The sequence below is a fragment of the Roseococcus sp. GW821-FHT12F05 genome (assembly GCF_058806835.1).
The window spans coordinates 587,626-607,317 of the sequence record NZ_JBXAQB010000002.1; the positions used below are offsets into that span (position 1 = coordinate 587,626).

Annotated in this window: 17 protein-coding genes; 6 read left to right on the top strand and 11 right to left on the bottom strand. The window is 71.2% G+C overall.

Going from position 1 to position 19,692, the window contains the following annotated elements; translation table 11 throughout:
- The first annotated feature begins 14 nt into the window (after positions 1-14).
- The gene (locus AC1ROY_RS07620) at positions 15-668 is read left to right on the top strand and encodes a transposase (protein WP_493148084.1); all 654 of its coding nucleotides are present in this window, start codon (positions 15-17) and stop codon (positions 666-668) included.
- Between the two features lie 8 nt (positions 669-676).
- Here the strand turns inward: AC1ROY_RS07620 and AC1ROY_RS07625 are convergent, their stop codons facing one another.
- Entirely contained in the window at positions 677-1,840 is a 1,164-nt protein-coding gene (locus AC1ROY_RS07625) for a class I SAM-dependent DNA methyltransferase (RefSeq protein WP_493148086.1), read from the bottom strand.
- 138 nt (positions 1,841-1,978) lie between these two features.
- Between AC1ROY_RS07625 and AC1ROY_RS07630 the strand changes: the two genes are divergently transcribed.
- Positions 1,979-2,965: a tripartite tricarboxylate transporter substrate binding protein BugD gene (locus AC1ROY_RS07630; protein WP_493148088.1), complete on the top strand. Its 987-nt coding sequence runs from the start codon at positions 1,979-1,981 to the stop codon at positions 2,963-2,965.
- A 34-nt stretch (positions 2,966-2,999) separates the two neighbouring features.
- Here the strand turns inward: AC1ROY_RS07630 and AC1ROY_RS07635 are convergent, their stop codons facing one another.
- The 4 genes from AC1ROY_RS07635 to AC1ROY_RS07650 all read right to left on the bottom strand — a co-directional run bounded on the left by AC1ROY_RS07635 (position 3,000) and on the right by AC1ROY_RS07650 (position 5,946).
- A complete protein-coding gene (locus AC1ROY_RS07635; protein ID WP_493148089.1) occupies positions 3,000-3,635 on the bottom strand; it encodes a hypothetical protein in 636 nt (211 codons plus the stop codon).
- Positions 3,610-4,278 carry a C39 family peptidase gene (locus AC1ROY_RS07640; RefSeq protein WP_493148091.1) on the bottom strand — a complete coding sequence of 223 codons (669 nt, stop codon included), beginning with the start codon at positions 4,276-4,278 and terminating at the stop codon, positions 3,610-3,612. Before AC1ROY_RS07640 ends, AC1ROY_RS07635 begins: the two co-directional genes overlap by 26 nt.
- 5 nt (positions 4,279-4,283) lie before the next feature.
- On the bottom strand, positions 4,284-5,525 hold the full coding sequence (locus tag AC1ROY_RS07645; protein WP_493148092.1) for a transporter: 1,242 nt from the start codon (positions 5,523-5,525) through the stop codon (positions 4,284-4,286).
- A gap of 169 nt (positions 5,526-5,694) precedes the next feature.
- On the bottom strand, positions 5,695-5,946 hold the full coding sequence (locus AC1ROY_RS07650) for a hypothetical protein (protein ID WP_493148094.1): 252 nt from the start codon (positions 5,944-5,946) through the stop codon (positions 5,695-5,697).
- 271 nt (positions 5,947-6,217) lie between these two features.
- Between AC1ROY_RS07650 and AC1ROY_RS07655 the strand changes: the two genes are divergently transcribed.
- Both AC1ROY_RS07655 and AC1ROY_RS07660 read left to right on the top strand, forming a co-directional pair.
- A complete protein-coding gene (locus AC1ROY_RS07655; protein WP_493148095.1) occupies positions 6,218-6,796 on the top strand; it encodes an invasion associated locus B family protein in 579 nt (192 codons plus the stop codon).
- 327 nt (positions 6,797-7,123) lie between these two features.
- Positions 7,124-9,913 (top strand): hybrid sensor histidine kinase/response regulator, encoded by a 2,790-nt coding sequence (locus AC1ROY_RS07660; RefSeq protein WP_493148096.1) that lies wholly within the window; start codon positions 7,124-7,126, stop codon positions 9,911-9,913.
- 134 nt (positions 9,914-10,047) lie between these two features.
- Here the strand turns inward: AC1ROY_RS07660 and hutI are convergent, their stop codons facing one another.
- The 4 genes from hutI to AC1ROY_RS07680 all read right to left on the bottom strand — a co-directional run bounded on the left by hutI (position 10,048) and on the right by AC1ROY_RS07680 (position 14,036).
- Complete coding sequence (gene hutI / locus AC1ROY_RS07665; RefSeq protein ID WP_493148098.1) at positions 10,048-11,238, bottom strand: imidazolonepropionase; 1,191 nt, start codon at positions 11,236-11,238, stop codon at positions 10,048-10,050.
- Positions 11,231-11,980 carry a RidA family protein gene (locus AC1ROY_RS07670; RefSeq protein ID WP_493148099.1) on the bottom strand — a complete coding sequence of 250 codons (750 nt, stop codon included), beginning with the start codon at positions 11,978-11,980 and terminating at the stop codon, positions 11,231-11,233. Before AC1ROY_RS07670 ends, hutI begins: the two co-directional genes overlap by 8 nt.
- Positions 11,977-12,393 carry a RidA family protein gene (locus AC1ROY_RS07675; RefSeq protein ID WP_493148101.1) on the bottom strand — a complete coding sequence of 139 codons (417 nt, stop codon included), beginning with the start codon at positions 12,391-12,393 and terminating at the stop codon, positions 11,977-11,979. Before AC1ROY_RS07675 ends, AC1ROY_RS07670 begins: the two co-directional genes overlap by 4 nt.
- A gap of 71 nt (positions 12,394-12,464) precedes the next feature.
- Positions 12,465-14,036 (bottom strand): ABC transporter substrate-binding protein, encoded by a 1,572-nt coding sequence (locus AC1ROY_RS07680; protein WP_493148103.1) that lies wholly within the window; start codon positions 14,034-14,036, stop codon positions 12,465-12,467.
- Positions 14,037-14,109: 73 nt separating this feature from the next.
- Between AC1ROY_RS07680 and AC1ROY_RS07685 the strand changes: the two genes are divergently transcribed.
- Positions 14,110-15,507, top strand: coding sequence for an amidohydrolase family protein (locus tag AC1ROY_RS07685; protein WP_493148105.1), 1,398 nt, complete (start codon positions 14,110-14,112; stop codon positions 15,505-15,507).
- Positions 15,508-15,552: 45 nt separating this feature from the next.
- Positions 15,553-16,689: a DUF2252 family protein gene (locus AC1ROY_RS07690; protein WP_493148106.1), complete on the top strand. Its 1,137-nt coding sequence runs from the start codon at positions 15,553-15,555 to the stop codon at positions 16,687-16,689.
- Between the two features lies 1 nt (position 16,690).
- On the opposite strand, the gene AC1ROY_RS07695 is transcribed toward AC1ROY_RS07690, so the two are convergent.
- The gene (locus AC1ROY_RS07695; protein ID WP_493148108.1) at positions 16,691-18,727 is read right to left on the bottom strand and encodes a dipeptide ABC transporter ATP-binding protein; all 2,037 of its coding nucleotides are present in this window, start codon (positions 18,725-18,727) and stop codon (positions 16,691-16,693) included.
- A gap of 52 nt (positions 18,728-18,779) precedes the next feature.
- Complete coding sequence (locus AC1ROY_RS07700) at positions 18,780-19,601, bottom strand: ABC transporter permease (RefSeq protein WP_493148109.1); 822 nt, start codon at positions 19,599-19,601, stop codon at positions 18,780-18,782.
- Positions 19,602-19,692: the final 91 nt, after the last annotated feature.

Here is a 19,692-nt window from a genome sequence, read left to right on the forward strand (position 1 = left end):
TCCTATCGTGGCGGATGTCCCTCCGCCACCTCCTCCCCGCCTGCCTCCGCGAGCCCTACATCCGCCCCCGCGGCCCCAGGCCCCGCCCGCCCGCGCGTCTCATCATCCCCCACGCCCCGCTCACCGACGAGGAGTGGCACGCCCTCCTCCCCCACCTCCCCGACACCACCCGCGGCCGCCCCTGTGACCTGCGCGCCCATTTTGACGCCTTCTTCCGCGTAGCCGCCACCGAGGGCCCCTGTGGGGAGCTCCCCGAGGAATACGGCAAACCTGACACCATCTCGCGCCACTTCCGCCGCCTCACCCATGCCGGGCTCTGGGAGCGGCTGCTCCGAGCGCTCGCCGCCGCGCCGAAGGATCACCTCCTGCGCCGCCTTGAGGGCTACATCTGCCGCGCCGCCCGCCGCGCCATCCGCCTGCGCGGCCTGCGCCTCATCTGGCTCGCCCGACGCCTCAAGCTCCTGCGCGCCCTGCCGGGCCCGCCCTGGATGGTCGCCGATCCCGATTTGTCCGAAATCATCCTGAAGCTGCCCATCGAGCGACGACTTTCGGAATGGCGCCGCAACAAACAGGCCGCCCTCGACTTCCTGCGCGGCCTCAAGACCCTCCACACCCTCGCAGGAGGCCGCCGCTACATCCCGCGCCCTTTCCGGGAGAACTGGGTTTGAGCGCCCCCTCACCCGCCGACGCGGAACAGCACCCCCGCCACATCCGCCCCCTTCTCCCGGCGCAGCACGGCCTCCTGCCGCGCGGCCACCGCGAGTCCCGCCGCCTCCGCCAGCCCCGCCGCGTGGTCCGCGTTGTGCCGGAACCGCAGCCCCTCCCCCAGCGCGACCTCCGCCTCGCCCGCCTCCAGGCTGAAGACGGCCGTCCCACCGGGCTTCAGCGCCGTGCGGATCGCCGCGAAGGCCGGGCCGAGATCGCCCAGGTAGTTCAGCACGTCGGCCGCGGCGACGACGTCCCAGGCCGCCGGCCGGCGCGGCAGGAACTCCAGCAGATCCGCCTCGTGCAGCGCGTCGTAGATCCCGCGCGCCCGCGCCTCGGCCAGCATGCGCGGCGAGAGGTCCAGCCCCTCCAGCCGCGTGGCGAACGGCTTCAGCGCGACACCCGAGAGGCCGGTCCCGCACCCCAGGTCCAGCACGCGCCCCGGCGAGACACCCTCCAGCATCCCCGCCAGCAGCGCCGGCGTCCGGTAGCCGAGCGCGCCCTCCAGCTCCGCGTCGAAGCGGGGCGCGAAGGCATCGAAGAGCTCGCGCACATAGGCGGCCGGGGCCCGCGCGGGCATCGGCGCCGCGCCGAGCCCCGCCAGCAGGAACCCGGCCTGCTCGGCCAGCGGACCTTTCACCTGCGCGGCCGCCTCCCGCGCCGCCTCGGCCTCGCCCGCCTCGCGCGCCGCATGGGCCAGGGCCAGCCAGGCCTCGGGGGCATCGGACAGGCGCACCGCCTCGCGCAGCGGCTCCATCGCCTCGCGCGCCTGGCCGGCCGCCGTCATCGCCTGTCCCAGGTTGCGCAGGCTCATCGCGTCGGCGGGGTTCAGCGCCAGCGCCCGCCGCAGCGCGCCGATCGCCTCGCCGAGCCGTCCCGCCTCGGCCAGCGCGGCTCCATGATTGGCCTGGAACAGCGCGGAATCCGGCACCGCCGCCACCGCCCGCGCCGCATGGGAGAGGGCCGCCTTCAGGTCGCCCTTCTGCCGCGCGCAGATGCCCAGCAGGTTCTCCGCATCCGGATGGCCCGGCGCCAGCCGCAGCGCCCGGCGGTAGAGGCCCTCGGCCTCCTCCACCCGCCCGGCGCGGTGCCGGTCGATGCCGCGCTGCAGCAATTCCTCCGCGGTCACCCTCATGGCTCCGCCATGCCCCGCAGGCGAGACGGATTCACAATTGCTTCCTGCGCGGTCATGCGTTTAGCCATTGCAAAGGTTGCGTCCGATGATCAAAACCGACCCAAGTCCTGCCGAACGATCCCCTTGATGGAGGAAACCATGTCCCGCCTCAACCGGCGCATCCTGCCCGCGCTGGCCGCTGCCGCAATGGCTGCCTTTGCCCTCCCGGCCCAGGCCCAGAACTACCCCACCCGCACCATCACCGTGATCGTCCCCTTCGCGGCGGGCGGCCCGACCGACACCGTCGCCCGCCTCGTCTCCGAGCAGATGGGCCGCGACCTCGGCCAGACCGTCGTGGTCGAGAATGTCGGCGGCGCCGGCGGCACGCTCGGCGCCCAGCGCACGGCCGTGGCCCGGCCCGACGGCTACAACCTGCTCATCCACCACATCGGCATGAGCACCATCCCGACGCTGTACCGCCGTCTCGCCTACGACCCGATCAACGGCTTCGAGCCGGTCGGCCTCATCACCGAGGTGCCGATGACCATCATCGGCAAGCGGAACCTCCCGGCCAACAACCTGCAGGAGCTCGTGACGCTGGTCCGCCGCGAGGGCCAGGGCATCAACCTCGCCAATGCCGGCGTGGGCGCGGCCAGCCATCTCTGCGGCCTGCTCTTCCAGTCGGCGCTGAACGTGCAGCTCACCACCGTGCCCTATCGCGGCACGGGCCCGGCGATGAACGACCTCGTCGGCGGCACGGTCGACCTGATGTGCGACCAGACCACCAACACCACCGAGCAGATCCGCGCCAACACCGTCCGCGCCTATGCGGTGACGACGCCGACCCGCCTCTCCTCCCTGCCCGACCTGCCCACGGCCAACGAGGCCGGCATGCCCGGCTTCGAGGTCAGCATCTGGCACGGGCTCTACGCGCCCCGCGGCACGCCCGCGGAGATCGTGACGCGCCTCTCCCGCGCCCTGCAGGTCGCGCTGCGCGAGCCGGGCCTCGTCCGCCGCTTCCAGGACCTCGGCACCGAGCCCGTCGCGCAGGAGCGCGCGACGCCGGAAGCGCACCGCGCCTTCTGGACGGCCGACATCGCCCGCTGGCGCCCGGTCATCCAGGCCGCGGGGCAGTTCGCCGACTGAGGGAACGGGAAGCGAGGGGCTCCGGCCCCCTCGCTCAGCGCCGGGGACCGGCGGGCGGCGGCGGCGGATCGATCAGGCGAAAGCCCTCGGGCAGGCGGAACAGCGCCGGATCCTGCGGGCCCAGGCGGATCTCGCTCTGCCGCATCACCTGCATCTGCGGCGGCGGGAGGCGCGGGGCAGGCTGCCGCGCTTCCAGCAGGACGCCGTCGGGCCGGCAGATCACGGCCTCCACCTCCCGCCACTGGCCGTCATCGTCGCGGACCTCCGTCAGGAGCGAGATGCGGCCGCCCTCGCGCAGCTCGCGCTGACGGACCGCATCGGGGGCGAGCTCGGGCCGGCGCGGCGGCGGCGGGAGGCGCATGGCCACGCGCGGCTCGGCCGTGGAGGCGAACATGGCGCTGAGCCCGGTCGTGTTGAGCGTGACCATGGTGCCGCCATGGGGGCCCGGCCCTTCGGTGCGGACCCCGCCCTCCGCGATGAAGGCCCGCAGCCGGACCGGCGGCGCGCCAGGCAGCTCGATGACCCGGATCGCGCTGTAGGAGGGCCGGCCGAAGCGCGCGCAGCGCGGATCGGCATGGGCCGGCCCCGCAAGGCCCAGCACCGCGAGGCCCAGCACCGCGAGGCCCGTGAGCCGCGCGCGCGCGTCAGAAGGGCGGCTGGATGAAGACATGCGGCATGGTCAGCTCGATCGCGCGGGACAGCGTGCGCTCGACCGAGACGCCGTCGCGCACCGCCTGCAGCGGCGAGCGCGTGGCGAGGCCCGCGCCACGCCGCCAGACGGCCAGCACGGCGCCGGTGAACTCGCCGCGGAACTCCTCCTCCGACAGGGTGACCTGCCCGTTGATCGGATCGGCCAGGTAGAAGAAGCCGCCGCGCGCGGCGCGCAGCACGGAGAAATGCTGCCAGCTGCCCTTGTTCAGATGCACCATCACGGGCCCGGCGATGCGGGGCAGCTGCGACACCTCGATGCGCGCGGCCTGGGCGGCGAAGCCCAGCCGGTCCGCGGCGAAGATCAGGTCCTCGAAGGAAAAGCCCACCTCCTGCTTCTGCCGCCAGGCTTCCTCGGTCGGGTGGCGCTCGCGCAGGATGCGGATGACGTCGGCCTCGGTGGTCGGGGTGCCGACGAAATAGGTGATCAGCGTGGCGAGCGAGGCACTGCCGCAGGAGTATTCGAGCACCTGGCGCACCACCGTCGCGTAGCGGCGGGCCTGGTAGGATTGCGGCCGGCGCATCAGCGGCTCCTGCGCCGCGGCGGGGGCCGCGAGCAGAGCGGCGAAGGCGCCGAGGCCGAGGTTGCGGCGGGTCGCGCACATGGCCGTCAGAACCGGTATCGCAGGCCGAGACCGGCCTGGAAGTTGGGGCTCTCGGACACGAGGCCGATGGCGAGCGACGGCTCGATCCAGGTCGTATCCAGGACGCGCTGGACCAGGGAGAATCGCATGATGCCCGTCTCCGTCGCGGAGTTGCGGTAGCGGTACTGGTTGGCCTCCATCGCCGAGGTGTAGGTGCCGATGAAGGTGAGCCCGAGGGTGGAGCGCTCGCTCAGCGCGAAGCTGAGGCCGGCATTGTAGCCGATGCGCTGGCCCGGGCGGTAGGTGATGGCCCCGTCATGGATCGGGAAGACGTGCTCGAAGGCGATGCCGCCGAAGAGCACCAGCGGGTCCACCGTCTTGAAGAACTGCAGGCCGGCGCGCAGCGCCCAGGCGCCGCGCGAATTGAGCAGCTGCGTGATGTCGACCGGCACGATCGCCGAATTGAGGCCCTCCGGAGGAATCGCGAAGGGCGAGGGGCCGGTCGGCGCGATCATGGCGGCGGTGAAGATGGCGCCCGGCCGCATCGGCCTTTCGCCCCAGAGCCGCGTGTTCACCTGCACGGTCAGGTCCCCGATATTGCGCGCCTCGCGATCCTGGATATCGCCCCCGGTCTCGAAGCTCCGGACGGAGGAGAAGAAGGGTAAGGTGAGCGAGGCCTCCACGCCTTCCATGATGCCGATCCGCCCGGCCAAGGAGCCGAACAAGTTCCGATCCGCCACGATGGTGCGGCGGTCGCGCGCGTAGTTGAGGTCGAGCGAGACCTCCGCGCGCCCGGGGCGAAGCGTGACGGCCTGGTCCCGGAAGACGAAGGCCTCCTGGGGGATGTCCTCGTCGCGCGGATCGCGGGCGCGGCCGGACGCGGCATCGGGGGCGGCGGGGAGAGGGGCGGCGGCGGGCGGCGGGCGGGCGGCGCCGGCCTGCGGCTCGGCTGCGGCGGACGACGCGCGGGCGACGGCAGCGGTGGACTGAGGAGGATCGGAGGCCGGCGCCGCTCGCGCGACGGTGGGCTCGGCAGCCGGACGTGGCGGGGCGGCGGCGGCCCGACGTCGCGGCCCGGCGGGCGGCTGTGCGCCCGCGGCTTGTGACCGTTCCAGCTCCTGGAGACGCCGCTCGAGCTGTTCGATTCGCAGCAGGAGGGCCGAACGGTCTCCCTCGGTCTGTGCGATGGCCTCCGGACTGAACGCTGCGGCAAAAGCAGCCAGAGCGCCCGCGACGGGCCGTCCACACCCCAGCCTGAAAGCCAACATATTGCCACCCGAACGGGGGTGATGCGATCGCATCACTCGCTGATCTTGCGTCGATTCCGGCGTCAGGAGGCGATGCTACATCCTGTAGTAGGAATAGTAGTAGGCACTGTAGGCAAACTGATTGCCGTAGTAGCTATAGTAATAGGCGCTCCAATAGGCGTTCATTTCGCTATTGGAGTTCGCGGGGGTGGGCGTAGCGACCGTAATAGGCCCAGGCCCAGGCGCTGTAGAGGTAGGCCTCCGCGTAATAGCCCCAGTAATTGGCGTAGGCGCCGCGCGCCGTCACCGTGCGCGCATCTTCCTGGGACATTGCGGCGACGCTCGCCTCGCCGAAGACCGGGCTTTGTTCAGCCCGGACGGGAGCCGCGGCACCGAGCGCGAGAGCGAGCGCCGCGACGGGAAGGAGCTTGGAGACCGCCATCTTGGTGTTCCTTATTTCGAGGATCGGCTTACCTCGAGGATTATATTTCCTCGGAAAATTATAATAAAAAATTTATAATTTCACAGCGGGATCATTGTCAATGAGAAGATGTGGCGCTACGGCCTGAAGGAGCGCCAGCCTCAAAGAGCACCGGTTCTTCTCCCCCGTGCCCTTGCGGCGGCCTGCGGCATCCGCCGCGGAGGCGGCCGATTTCTGCCGTCTCCGATCTCCGCTATAGCGACGGCAGCCGCCAGCAAACCCGGAATTCCAGATGCGCCACGTCCACGTCCGTCTCCTGCTCTGCCTGGCCTGGGCGGCGGCGTCGCTGGACGCCCAGGCGCAACGGCCCGCCGCGCCCTCGCCGTCGGCCCCCGCCGCCCCGCCGGCTTCCACCTCCACCGCGCCTCAGCGCACCTCCGCCACCTATGGCGACTGGGTGCTCCGCTGCGAGACCCGCACCGCGCCCGCCGCCGGCCGCGGCTGTGAGCTGCTGCAGTCGCTGCAGGACCAGCGCGGCCAGCCGGTGGCGCAATTCGCCCTCGGCCGCATCCAGCGCGACGACCCGACCCGCCTCGTGGTGCTGATCCCTTCCAACATCACCGTCGCGGTGCCGATGCGGCTCAACCTCGCGGACGGCGCGCCGCCCATCCCGGTCACGCTCAAGGCCTGCGGCCCGCGCGGCTGCGTCGCCGACACCGAGCTGAGCGCCCCCCTGCTGACCCGGATGCGGGCCCGCGAGGCGCAGGGCCGGCTGGAGTATCGCGACGCGCTCAACGCCGAGGTGGCGCTGCCCTTCTCCACGCGCGGCTTCGGCCAGGCGCTGGACGCGCTCACGCGCGAGGGGTTCTGACGCCGCTTTCAGTCCTTGGAATACAGACCATCAACTTAGACGTGCATGCGATGGAATTCTGCAATTCAGGCGAGTATTTCCTGCGTCTATTCCGCAACTTCTGTCCTTAACCATCTGGGAATGCGGCACTTGCCGTTGGCGAATCGGAGCCCCGCAAGCTAGGCGGAATCCTGAAGGAATCGGCGAAGCGCCGTGGCCGCCTGTCCCCCGAGGCGGCCCGGCGCGCGCCAAAGGCTGTTCCGGAGTTCGGGATTCATGGTGTTCCGGCCGCCTTGCGAGGCCATCCACAGGGGGCTGGAATAGAACGCCCTCGCCCCGGGGGCTGAGATGCCCCTCACCCGCCCGCTCCAGCGCGCCGTCCTCGGGGCCGCCCTGGCGCTGCTGCTCGTCCAGGCCCTGGCGACCGGGCTGCTGATCGAGCGCGGGCGGCAGGAGGCCCTGGCGGAGGGCGAGCGCAACGTCGAACGCATCGCCCGGGCGGTCGAGACGAACATCAACCGCCACTTCACCCAGGTCGAATCGCTGCTCTTCGGCCTGCCCACCATCCTCGGCCCGCTGTCGCCGGGCAGCCGCTTCGACCCGAACCGGGCGAGCGAGGTGCTGCAGGAGCTGAACAACCAGAACCTCCTCTTCCGCGACCTGCTGCTGCTCGACAATCAGGGCCAGGCGGTGGCCACCGCGCTCAGCGTCTACCGCCGGCGCCGGCTGCCGCTGCCCAGCGGGCCAAGCTTCGCCGAATACGGGCTGCACGAGGGTGGCCTGCGCATCGGCGGGCCCATCCGCAACCCGGCCTCGCGCGAATGGGCGCTGCTCTTCGCCCAGCCCGCGGCCGTCGCCGGCCTGCCGGGGGCGACGGCCATGGCGGAGATCCCGCTGGCCGAGCTCGGCCAACTGCTGGCCTCGGGCGGCGACGCCCCGGGCCTGCGGGTCAGCCTGCTGCGCGCCGACCGCACCATCCTCGCCACCATGCCGCATGAGGAGGTGCTGGTCGGCACGAAGCCTGACGACGCCGCGGAACCACGGAGCCTCGTCCAGAGCCGTCCGACCCTCTACGGCAACCTCACGATACGGGCGAGCCTGCCGCGCGAGGCCGCCCTCGCCGGCTGGCGCGGCGAGCTCTGGCCCGCGGTCCTCTTCTCCGCCGCCTTCGCGGTGATGATCGTGACGCTGGCCGGGCTGCTGCTCCTCGTGCTCCGCCAGCGCGAGGATTCCGACGGCGAGCGCTGGCGCATCACGCTCGCCAGCGCGCTCGACAGCATGACCGACGGCTTCGTCGTCTTCGGGCCCGACGACCGCCTCGTCATCTGCAACCAGCGCTTCCGCGAGATGTACGCGCTGACCGCCCCCTTCCTGAAGGAGGGCGCGCTGTACCGCGACATCATGCGCGAGGGCGCGCTGCGCGGGCAGTTCCCGCAGGTCGACGGCGACATCGAGACCTTCATCGACGACATGGCGCGCTGGCGCCGCTCCAAGGGTGCCCCCATCGAGCGCTACCTGCCCGACGGCCGCTGGGTCCTGGTCACCGAGCGCATGACGCCGGATGGCGGCACGATCGGCATCCGCACCGACATCACCGCGCTCAAGCGCGCCAACGAGGAACTGGCCGCCGCCCGCGATGCCGCCCATGCGGAGGATGAGGCCAAGGGGCTCTTCCTCGCGCGCATGTCGCACGAGCTGCGCACGCCGCTGAACTCCATGCTCGGCTTCGCCCAGGCGCTGCTGCAGGATGCGGACATGGCCCCGGCGAAGCGCGAGCAGCTCCGCCTGCTGCACGATGCCGGCGGCCATCTGCGCGAGCTGGTGAACCGGCTGCTCGATCTCTCCAAGATCGAGGCCGGCCAGCTCGACCTCGACGCGCGGCCCGTCACGCTGCGTCCGCTGCTGGAGGCCTGCGCCGGGCTCATGGCGCCGGAGGTGGAGCGCAAGGGTCAGCGCCTGCTGCTCGAGATCGCGGCCGACACGCCCGAGGTGGTCGAGGCCGACGCCATGCGGCTGCGGCAGATGCTGCTCAACCTGCTCTCCAACGCGGTGAAGTTCACGCCGAATGGCGGGCGCGTGGCGCTGCGCGTGCGCCCGCTCGGCCGCGACCAGGACGGGCTGCGGCTGGAGATACAGGACAGCGGCCCCGGCGTGCCGGTCGAGAAGCGGCACCTGCTGTTCCGCGACTTCACGCAGCTCTCGCCGCATGCCGAGGGGCTCGGCACCGGCCTCGGCCTGGCCATCACCGCCCGCCTCGCGGCGGCCATGGGCGGCGCCATCGGCTGCGACAGCGCGCCGGGCCATGGCGCCATCTTCTGGCTGGAGCTGCCGCTGCCCGAGCTCGGCGCGGTGCCGGAGGCGCCCGCCGCCATGCCCGTCGCACCCTCCGAGGGGCTGCGGGTGCTCGTGGTGGACGACCTCGCGCCCAACCGGCTCGTGGTTCAGGCGCTGCTGGAGACGGCGGGCCATCGCATGGGCTTCGTCGCGGGCGGTGCGGAGGCCATCGCCTCGGTCGAGCGCGAGAGCTGGGACATCGTGCTGATGGACGTGCACATGCCCGGCATGACCGGGCTGGAGGCCACGCGGCGCATCCGGCGGCTGCCGCCGCCGCGGGGGACCGTGCCCATCCTCGGCGTCACGGCCTCGACGCAGCCGGAGGAGATCTCGGCCTGCTACGAGGCGGGGATGGATGCGCACCTGGCCAAGCCGATCGACCGCGACGCGCTGCTGGCCGCGATGGCGCAGCTCGCCGCGGGGCATTCCTGGCGGCGGCCGGCACCGTCGGTGCCGGGCGTGGATGCGGTTCCGCTGCTCAACGAGGTGACGCTGCGCCGGCTGGTCGCCGAGATGGGGCCGCTCGCCAATCACGCCATGCGCGACATGCTGGACGAGATCCGCCAGGGCTGCGCCGTCCTGGCCGAGCCCGGCATCGCGCGCGACGTGGCGCGGATGCGGCAGGCGGCGCACATGGTGCTGGAGCCGGCGCGCAGCCTGGGCGCGGAGCGGCTGAGCGCCGCAATCGACGGGCTGCAGCGGGCGATCCGCGCGACGCAGGACGTGATGCCGCATCTGCGCGGACTGCCGGGCGTGGCAGCGGATTCGCTGACGGTGCTGGAGACGGTTTCGGTGGGGGCGTAGCGAGGGGCTCTGCCCCTCGCGCTCCCCGCCAGGGCTTTTTGGCCCTGGACCCTATCTATTCATTATAATCAATAAATTTTTCGGAGATGCAAGAACATGAGGTTCTTGCCGGGGAGTTTGAGGGGCGGAGCCCCTCAATGGCGCACGATCTCCCGCGGCGGCGCCCCGCCCAGCCAGTAGCAGAGCTCCGCCGGCTGCCCGATCTCCCACAGCACGAAGTCGGCCGGCAGCCCCACGCGCAGCTCGCCGACCTTCCCCGCGAGGCCCGCCGCGCGCGCGGCGACGACCGTGTAGCCGCGCAGCGCCTCCACCGGCGTCATGCGGAAGAAGGAGCAGCCCAGCGCCAGCACCAGCAGCGGCGAGAGTGTGGGCGAACTGCCGGGATTGCAGTTGGTCGCCAGCGCCATGGACACGCCGTGCTTCCGGAAGAGGTCGATGGGCGGCCGGCGCGGCTCGTTGAGGAAGAGGGTGGAGCCCGGCAGCATCATGGCCACCGTGCCGGACCTCGCCATGGCGGCAATGGAGGCCTCGCTGGTGTATTCGAGATGGTCGGCCGAGAGGGCGCCGAGCGCTGCGAGCTGTCCGGCGCCGCCCACGTCGCCATACTGGTCCGTGTGGCCCTTGACCGGCAGCCCCGCCTTCTGCGCCGCGCGGTAGAGGATCATCATCTCCTCGGGCTGGATGGACAGGCCCTCGATGCCGCCGTCGCAGATGTCGACCAGCCCCTCGGCCATGGCGGCCGGCAGGATCACCTCGGCGAGATGGGTGAGGTAGTCGCGCGAGCGTCCCGCGAATTCCGGCGGCACGACATGCGCGCCGAGGAAGGAGGTGACGACGCGGATGCCGTTCTCGCGCCCCAGCCGGCGCGCGGCACGCAGCATGTTGAGCTCGCCGTCGAGGTCGAGCCCGTAGCCGGACTTGATCTCGATGGTGGTGACGCCCTCGGACATCAGGCGCTGCAGGCGCGGCGCGGCGGTCGCGACGAGCTCGTCCACGCTCGCCCCGCGCGTGGCCTTCATGGTGGCGAGGATGCCGCCGCCTTCGGCGGCCAGCTCCTGGCGCGTGGCGCCGCCGAGCTGACGCTCGAACTCGCCGATGCGGTCGCCGGCGAAGACGAGATGCGTGTGGGCGTCGACGAAGCCGGGGAGGAGGAAGCGGCCGCCGGCGTCGTGGCGATGCTTCGCCCCGGTCGCCGGCAGATCGGACATGGGGCCGAGCCACGCGATGACCCCGTCCTTCACCGCCAGCGCGCCGGGCTCGACGATGCCGAGGCCGTCGCCCTGCATCGTGACGAGGCGGGCGTCGGTCCAGAGGTCGTCAAACATCGGCGCGCACCGCGTGGACGTCGATCTCCATGAGGATCTCGGGCGCGGCGAGGCCCTTCACCACGAAGAGCGAGTGCGGGATGGGATGCGCCGACAGCGCCGGCATCAGCCCCTCCATCACGGGCGCGATCTGCGCGCGGTCGGTGACGTAGATGGTGGCCGCCACGGCATCGGCGAGGGTGGCGCCCGCCTCGGCCAGCAGCTTCTGCACGTTGCCGATCGCCATGCGCGCCTGGGCGCCGACATCGTGCAGGTTCGGGAACTCGCGATCCAGCGTGAGGCCGGTCTGCCCGCGCAGGAAGATGCGGCGGCCGGCGACCACCACCATGCAGAAATCCGCGACGAATTCCTGCTTGTGCAGGCCGTAGGGTGCGCTGGTGGATCGGTACTTCTTCAGCCGCTCGTGCGGTCCGCCGGGCACGGCGTAGGCGTCGAGCTGGAAGACCGCCGCGGGGTCGTGCAGCGCCTTCACGATGAGGCCGGTGCTGACGGGATACACCCCCGCCAGCCGACGCCCCATCACGCCATAGACGGCCTGCCGGAAGGCGCGGTCGGTGATCTGCATGGTGATCTTGCAGAGGTCCGTCAGCTTGCAGCCGACGGAGGCGAGCTGGCCTTCCAGCGCATCGAAGACGGCCTCGGCCTGCTTCTCCGCGGCCTCGATGGTGAAGCCGGGCCCGGCCGGGCCGGCGGTGATGCCGCTGATATGCAGCATACCGTCGCGGTGGAGGATGGGGATCATGCGGCCTCGTCGGGGATGACGGCGTCGATGTCGATCTCGACCAGCATCTCGGGCAGGGCGAGGCCGTTGACGATGAGGCCGGTGCCCACGGGCGCGATGTCGCCGAGGTGACGGCCGATCACCTGGTAGACCGGCTCGCGATAGGCGCGGTCGGTGATGTAGGTCGTGATCTTGCAGATATGGGCCATCTGCGATCCGGCCTCCTCCAGCAGGATTTTCACGTTCTGCATGGCCTGCTCAGCCTGGGCCGCGGCGTCGCCGAGGCCCACGAAGCCGCCGTCGAGCGTGAAGCCCGTCTGGCCCCGCAGGAAGATCAGCTGGCCCGCCTTCACCACCATGGACATCTCGTTCTTGATGTCCTGCCCCTTGTAGTAGAGGCCGGTGTTGAATCGACGGAGGCGTTCATGCGCCATGTTGTTTCCTCCTTCCGGCTGCGATCGGCCGAGGCGGAATCGCCGAGGGCGTGAATCGCTGCCGCAGCATATTAGGGCGAAGGCCGCAGCGACATCGCCAGGGTGCGCTCGTCGTTGCGCGGTTCATACACGAGGCCGCGGCGCGCCGCCCAGATGTTCACCTGGTGGTGCAGCGGGATGATGGCGACGTCGCGCATCGCGATCTCCTGCGCCGCGCGATAGGCGGCCTCGCGCTCGGCGAGGTCGAGGATGCCGAGGGCGCGGTCCACCGCCGCGTCGAATTCCGGGTTGCTGTAGTGCGAGCGGTTGGTCGAGCCGCGCCCGCGCGAGCGGTCGATGGTGGCGAGCAGGTTGCCGAGCGGGCTGTCCGGCTCGCCCGTGCCGGTGCCCCAGCCGGAAAGCCCGATGCTGAACTCGTCGCGCGCCGAGCGCGGGAAGAAGGCAGTGGAGGGCAGCGCCTCGACGCGCGTGCGCACGCCGATCCGCGCCCACATCTGCGCCACGGCCTGCAGGATCTGCGCGTCGTTCACGTAGCGGTCGTTCGGGCCGTGCAGGCTGACCGAGAAGCCCTGCGGGAAGCCGGCCTCGGCCAGCAGGCGGCGCGCGCTTTCAGGGTCGTAGGCCACGGGCGGCAGGGCCGGGTCGTGGCCCACGCTGCCGGCGGGCAGGAGCTGGCCGGAGGGCGCGGCCTGCCCGTCCATCACCTGCGCGACGATGCCGGCACGGTTGATCGCCATGGAGAGGGCGCGGCGCACGCGCACATCGCGCAGCGGATTGGCCGGCAGCGGGCGTCCCTGGCTGTCGGTGACGAAGGGCGTCTGCTCGCGCCAGAGATCGAGGTAGAGGTAGATGTTGCGCAGGCTCGGCGTGCTGAAGAGAGCGAGGCGGGAGCTGCGCTGGACCTCCGCCACGTCGCGCGTCGGCACCTGGTCGATCAGGTCCACGTCGCCGGCCTTGAGCGCCGCGAGCCGCGCGCTGTCATTGCCGATGAAGCGGTAGGTGACGCGGCTCCAGGCGACGTTCCCGCCGTACCAGTTCGTATTGCGCTCGAAGACCGCGCGGTCGCCTGGCGTGTAGGAGACGAGGCGGTAGGGCCCGGTGCCGACCGCCGCGCGGCCGCTGTTGTAGTCGGCCGTGGACATGTTCTCGCCCTGGCGGCGGCCGATCATCGGCAGGCCCTGCATCATCGCGGGGATGAGCGGCGCTGATGTCCCGGTCTCCAGCCGCACCGTCAGCGGATCGACCACCACGACCTCGCGCACGGGACGCGTGAAGAAGGCATAGGAGGACGGGCTGCCCGGCACGTTTGGCACGCGCGAGAAGGTGAAGGCCACGTCGTCGGCGGTGAATTGCGAGCCGTCGTGGAAGCGGATGTCCGGATGCAGCCGGAACTCCCACGCGGTGGGCGAGACGGCGCGCCACTCATAGGCCATCCCGGCCACGGGCCGCAGGTTCGCGTCCGGTTCCAGCAGCCGGTCGAAGAGGTGCTGCGTCAGCGCGCTGTTGGGCGTGAGGTTGTGGAAATGCGGGTCGAGCGAGGTGAAGGCGCCGCCGACGGCGATGGTCACGTCCTGCGCCCAGGCGGAAGATATTGCGGGCGATGCGGCCAGCGAGGCGGCGAGAGCCACGGCGAGACGGAACATGAAGCCCCTCTACCTTGCGTCGGAAGCTAATTGTGGAAGAGTGATCTCGCGCCAGCAAGAGGGGAACGCGCCCATGGACCTGCTCATCACCGACGCCGTCGTCGTCACCTGCGACGACGCGCGCAGCCTGCTGGAGCACGCCGCCGTCGCGATCAAGGGTGACCGCATCGCTGCGGTGGGCGACAGCAAGGCGCTGGAGCAGCAATTCCCGGATCTGCCGCACTTCTTCGGCAAGGGGCTGGCCGTCTTCCCGGGCTTCATCAACGCGCACACGCACACGGCGCTGACCGTGCTGCGCGGCAGCGTCGAGGATTGGGACGGCAATGCCGTCTACGGCTACATGTCGCCCGTCTCCTACGAGATGACGCCGGAGGAGCGCGCCATCATGGTCAGCATGGGCTGCCTGGAGGCGATCCACTCCGGCTGCACCACGCTGGTCGATCCCTTCCGGCACACGCCGCACTACATCGACGCGATGGCCGCCACCGGCCTGCGCCTCTGGCTCTCGGAGAACTGCGCGGACATCAACACGCTGAAGATCCGCCTCGGCGACTACAGCATCGACGAGGAATTCGGCCGCGCCTTCCTCGAGCGCACGGTGCAGTGCATCGAGGACTGGCAGGGCCGCGGCGCAGGCCGCGTGAACTTCCAGATCGCCGCCCATGCGCCGGACAACTGCTCGCCGCAGATGCTGCACAAGCTCATGGAGCTGGCCGCGAAGTACAAGCTGACCCGCACCGTCCATCTCGCGCAGAGCATGGAGGAGGTGCGCGCCGTCGCCGCCATGCGCGACGGGCTCACGCCGGCCGGCTACCTCGACCGCGAGGGTTTTCTCGGCCCCGACCTGGTCGGCGCGCACTGGACCTACTGCACGCCCGAGGATGTCGAGCTGCTGGCCGCGCGCGGCACGCAGATGGCGCATTGCCCAGCCAACTCCTCGCGCCGGGGGCCGCACACGGCGCTGCTCGGCCTGATCCGCGACGCCGGCGTGAACATCGCCTTTGGCACCGACAACATGACCGAGGACATGTTCCACGCGATGAAGATCGGCCTCATCACCCATCGCGGCGGCCGCGGCCGGGCGAAGGAGGGCGGCGTGAACCCGCAGCCGCAGGCGGTGCTCGACGGCATCACGCGCAACGGCGCGCGCTCGGTCGGCGCGAGCGATCTCATCGGGACCATCGAGGTGGGGAAGAAGGCGGACCTCACCATCCTCGACCTCAACACGCCGAGCCTGCGGCCGATCATCAACCTGGTCTCGGCCGTGGTGCATTACGGCCATCCGGGCGCGGTCCATTCCGTGATGGTCGATGGCGAGTTCCTGCTGCGCGACAGAAAGATCCTCACCATCGACGAGGCGGGGCTGATGGCCGAGGCGCAGAAAGTCACGCAACGCGTGTGGGAACGGATGATCGCCAACAACCCCGATATCCCTCCGCCTCCCGGCGGGCTGCGCTGGCTGGACGTCTGACCGCCGATCCTGTTCTCATCCGGCCCTGCTTCCCGCGAGGGCCTTGTGAACATCGTCCAGTCGACCGACGCCTACGAGGATTTCCTCCGCGCCGAGCTCGGCCGCGAGGTCATCGAGGAGGGGCTGCGCGAGAAGCGGCTGGAGATGGCCGCCGGCCCCTTCCCCTTCCTGCGCGCCACCTACTGGCGCTGGGCCGAGACCATCCGCGAGATCGCGCCGGAGCTGATGGAGGCGCCCTCCGTCCTTGCCGTCGGCGACATCCACCTGGAGAATTTCGGCACCTGGCGCGACGCCGAGGGCCGGCTGATCTGGGGCGTGAACGACCACGACGAGGCCGCGACCATGCCCTATGCGCTGGACCTGCTGCGCCTCGTCACCTCGGCGCTGCTGGCGGGGCGGCCGGACGCGGCGGCCGTCGCCAAGCCCGTGCTGGCCGGCTACCGCCGCGGCCTCGACGATCCGCGGCCCTGCGTGCTGGACCGCGACCTCGCCTGGCTGCGCAAGGCCGTCGTCGTTCCGGAGCGCGAACGGAAGTCCTTCTGGGACAAGCTGGAGCGCAAGCGCCTGCGCTTCGAGGAACGGTCGCGCTCGGAGCGCCCGCATCTCTGGCCGCGCTACCGCGAGGCGCTGGCCCGGTCCATGCCGGAGGGCGCGGAGCCGCCCCTGATCTGGTACCGCAGCGCGGGCCTCGGCAGCCTCGGCCGGCCGCGCTGGGTGGCGCAGTCGATGTGGCGCGGCGACTGGGTGATCCGCGAGGCCAAGGGGATGGTGCCCTCGGCATGGTCGCGCGTGGACCGGCGCGCGACGCGCAACATCCGCAGCCTGGAGATGGCGACCGGGCGCTTCCGCGCGCCGGATCCGCTGCTGCGCCTCGCCGACGGGATCGCGATCCGCCGGCTCTCGCCCAACAACCGCAAGATCAACGCGGAATCGCCGGCGCGCTCGGTCTCGGCCGACACGGAGAAGCGCGTGGGGCTCAACGTGCTGCTGGACCCGGAGATGCTGAAGGCCATGGGGGCGGAGCTGGCGGCGATCCATCTCGGCACGGCCGACATGGCCGAGGCGATCCGGCAGGACCTCGGCACCAGGAAGAAGAGCTGGCTCGCCGAGGCGGCCGCGCGGGCCGCGAAATCCATCCGGATCGAGCAGCTGGAGTTCCGGAAGGAAGCCCGGAAGCGCTGATTCAGCCGGCCAGCGCCGGGGGCATCGCCTCCAGCTCGTCCGGCGTCAGGTGGCAGGCGATGCGATGCCCCTCGCCGAATTTCCGCACCGGCGGCTCCACCGTGTCGCAGGTGGCACCGAGATGGCGCGGGCAGCGATGGGCAAAGCGGCAGCCGATGGTGCTCGGCGCGGAGGAGACGTCGCCCGTCAGACGGATGCGGCTCGCCGCGCGGCCATGCGCGCCGACCACCGGCACGGCGGAGAGCAGCGCCTCGGTGTAGGGGTGGTAGGGCGGCATCAGCATCTCGCGCGCCGGGCCCTCCTCCACGATGGCGCCGCGGTACATCACGGCGATGCGGTCGGCGATATGCGCGACCACGCCGATGTCGTGCGAGATGAAGAGATAGGCCACATCCAGCTCGTCACGCAGGTCGGTGAGCAGGTTCAGCACGGCCGCCTGCACGGAGACGTCGAGGGCGGAGACCGCCTCGTCGCAGACCAGGAAATCCGGCCGGCTGGCGAGCGCGCGGGCGATGCCGATGCGCTGCTTCTCGCCGCCGGACATCTGGTGCGGGTAGCGCTGCCGGTAGCTCGGCGGCAGGCGCACCAGGTCGAGCAGGCGCTCCACCTCCTTCGTGGCCTCGGCGCCGCTCGCGAGGCCGAAGCGGACGAGCGGGCGGCGCAGCGCCTCGTCCACGGTCTGGCGCGGATTCAGCGAGCTGTCGGGGTTCTGGAAGACGATCTGCGCGCGGCGGCGATAGGCGGTCGGCGGATCGTTGGCGATCTCCTTGCCCTCGAAGCGCAGCGTGCCGGAATCCGCGCGCAGCAGCCGCAGCACGAGGCGGCCCAGCGTGGATTTTCCGCAGCCGGATTCGCCCACGAGACCCAGCACCTCGCCGCGGCCGATGGTGAGCGAGACGCCGTCCACGGCCTTGAAGCCGGTCGCGGGCTTCAGGCCCTTGAGGCTCATGCGCGAGAAGAGGGAGCTGTGCCCGAAGCTGCGCGTCAGACCCTCGGCGCTCAGCAGCGTCAGCGGCTTCTCGGGGCGGACGACATGGGCCACAGCCTCGGGGATCGGCCAGGGCTGGCCCGCGATCTCCTCCGCGCGATGGCAGCGCACGGCGCGGCCGTCCAGCACGCGCAGGGCCTGCGGCAGCGCGCAGGCCACTGTCGCGAAGGGGCAGCGCGGCTCGAAATTGCAACCGGCAACGGGCTGGGTCAGGTCCGGCAGGCCGCCCGGAATCGGCGCGAGCCGTCCCATCCGCCCGCGATCCACGCGCGGCAGCGCCGCCAGCAGCCCGCGCGTGTAGGGATGGCGCGGATCGCCCAGCAGCTCCGTGCAAGGTCCCTGCTCCACCACGCGGCCGGCATAGAGCACGGTCAGCTCGTCGCAGAGCCGGTCGACGATGCCGAGATTGTGGCTGACCAGCAGCATGGAGACGCCGCGCTCGCGCCGCAGCTTCTCCAGGAGGTCGAGGATCTGCGCCTCCACCGTGACGTCGAGCGCGGTGGTCGGCTCGTCCAGCAGCAGCAGCTCCGGCTCGCAAGCCAGCGCCGTCGCGATCACCGCGCGCTGCTTCATGCCGCCGGAGAGCTGGTGCGGATAGGCGCGCGCGACCTGGGCCGGGCGCGAGATGCCCATCTCGCCCAGCAGCTCCACGGCGCGCGCGAAGGCCGCCTCGCGCGAGAGGCCGCGATGCTGCACCAGCGGCTCGGCCACCTGGAAGCCGATGGTCAGCGCGGGATTCAGCGCTGCGGCCGGGTCCTGGAAGACCATGCCGATGCGCCGGCCGCGCAGGGTCTCCGCGGCCGCGCGCAGGTCCACGCCGTCGAAGAGCGCGGAATCGCAGACCATCTCGGCGCCCTTGCCGAGCAGGCCCAGCATCGCCAGCACGACCGACGACTTGCCGGAGCCGCTCTCGCCCACCAGCCCCATGGCACCGCCGCGCGGGATGGCGAGCGACACGTCCTGCAGCGCATGCACGGGCCCGCGCTGCGTCGCATAGGTCAGCGACATGCGCTTGATGTTCAGCAACGGTGAATCGGCCGTTCGATTCACGCCTCCGCTGCTCGCCGCCTCCGGCGTCTGCGCACTCCGGCCATCGAACGGCTCAACCATGGCCACGCCCTCTCAACCGAGGGTCCAGAAGGTCACGCAGCCCTTCGCCGACCACATTCACGGAAATCAGCAGGAAGCAGAGGCACAGGCCCGGTGCCAGGCCGATCCAGGGCGCCTCGCTGATGAAGGGACGGCTCTCCGCGATCATCAGCCCCCACTCGCTGTCCGGCGGCTGCGGCCCGAGGCCGAGGAACGACAGCGCCGAGCCCAGCAGGATCGCGAAGGTGATGCGCAGCGAGGTCTCCACGATCAGCGGCGGCCAGGCGTTCGGCAGGATCTCGCGCGCCAGGATGTGATAGGCGCCCTCGCCCCGCGCCCGCGCGGCTTCCACGAAATCCTCCGCGAGCAGGCCCAGCGCCACGGCGCGCGAGACGCGCGTCATGATCGGCACATAGACCAGCCCGACCGCGATCATCGTCTTCAGCAGGCCGGGATCGGTGACGGCCAGGATCAGCAGGCCCAGCAGCACCGGCGGGATGGAGATCATGAGGTCCACGCCGCGCATGATGACCTCCTCTGTCCAGCCGCGGCGGAAGGCGGCGATGAGACCGAGCGGCACGCCGATCATGAGGCTCAGCGCCGTCGCGCCGAAGCCCATCAGCAGCGAGTGGTGCGCGCCGGCCAGCACGCGGGAAAACACGTCGCGGCCGAACTCGTCCGTGCCGAACCAATGGGCGGCCGAGGGCGGCAGCAGCCGCTCGCGCACGGCGAAGGCGTCGGGCTCGTAGGGCGTGATCCAGGGGCCGATGGCCGCGAGGATGCAGATGGCGCCGACGATGATGCCGCCGACGATGAGGGTGCGCGGAATCCTCATGTTGCGACCAGGAGGGGCTTTGCCCCTCCCGGACCCACCCCACCAAAGGCCGAAAGGCCCTTGGAACCCAATTGTTTAGGGGTCCAGGGCC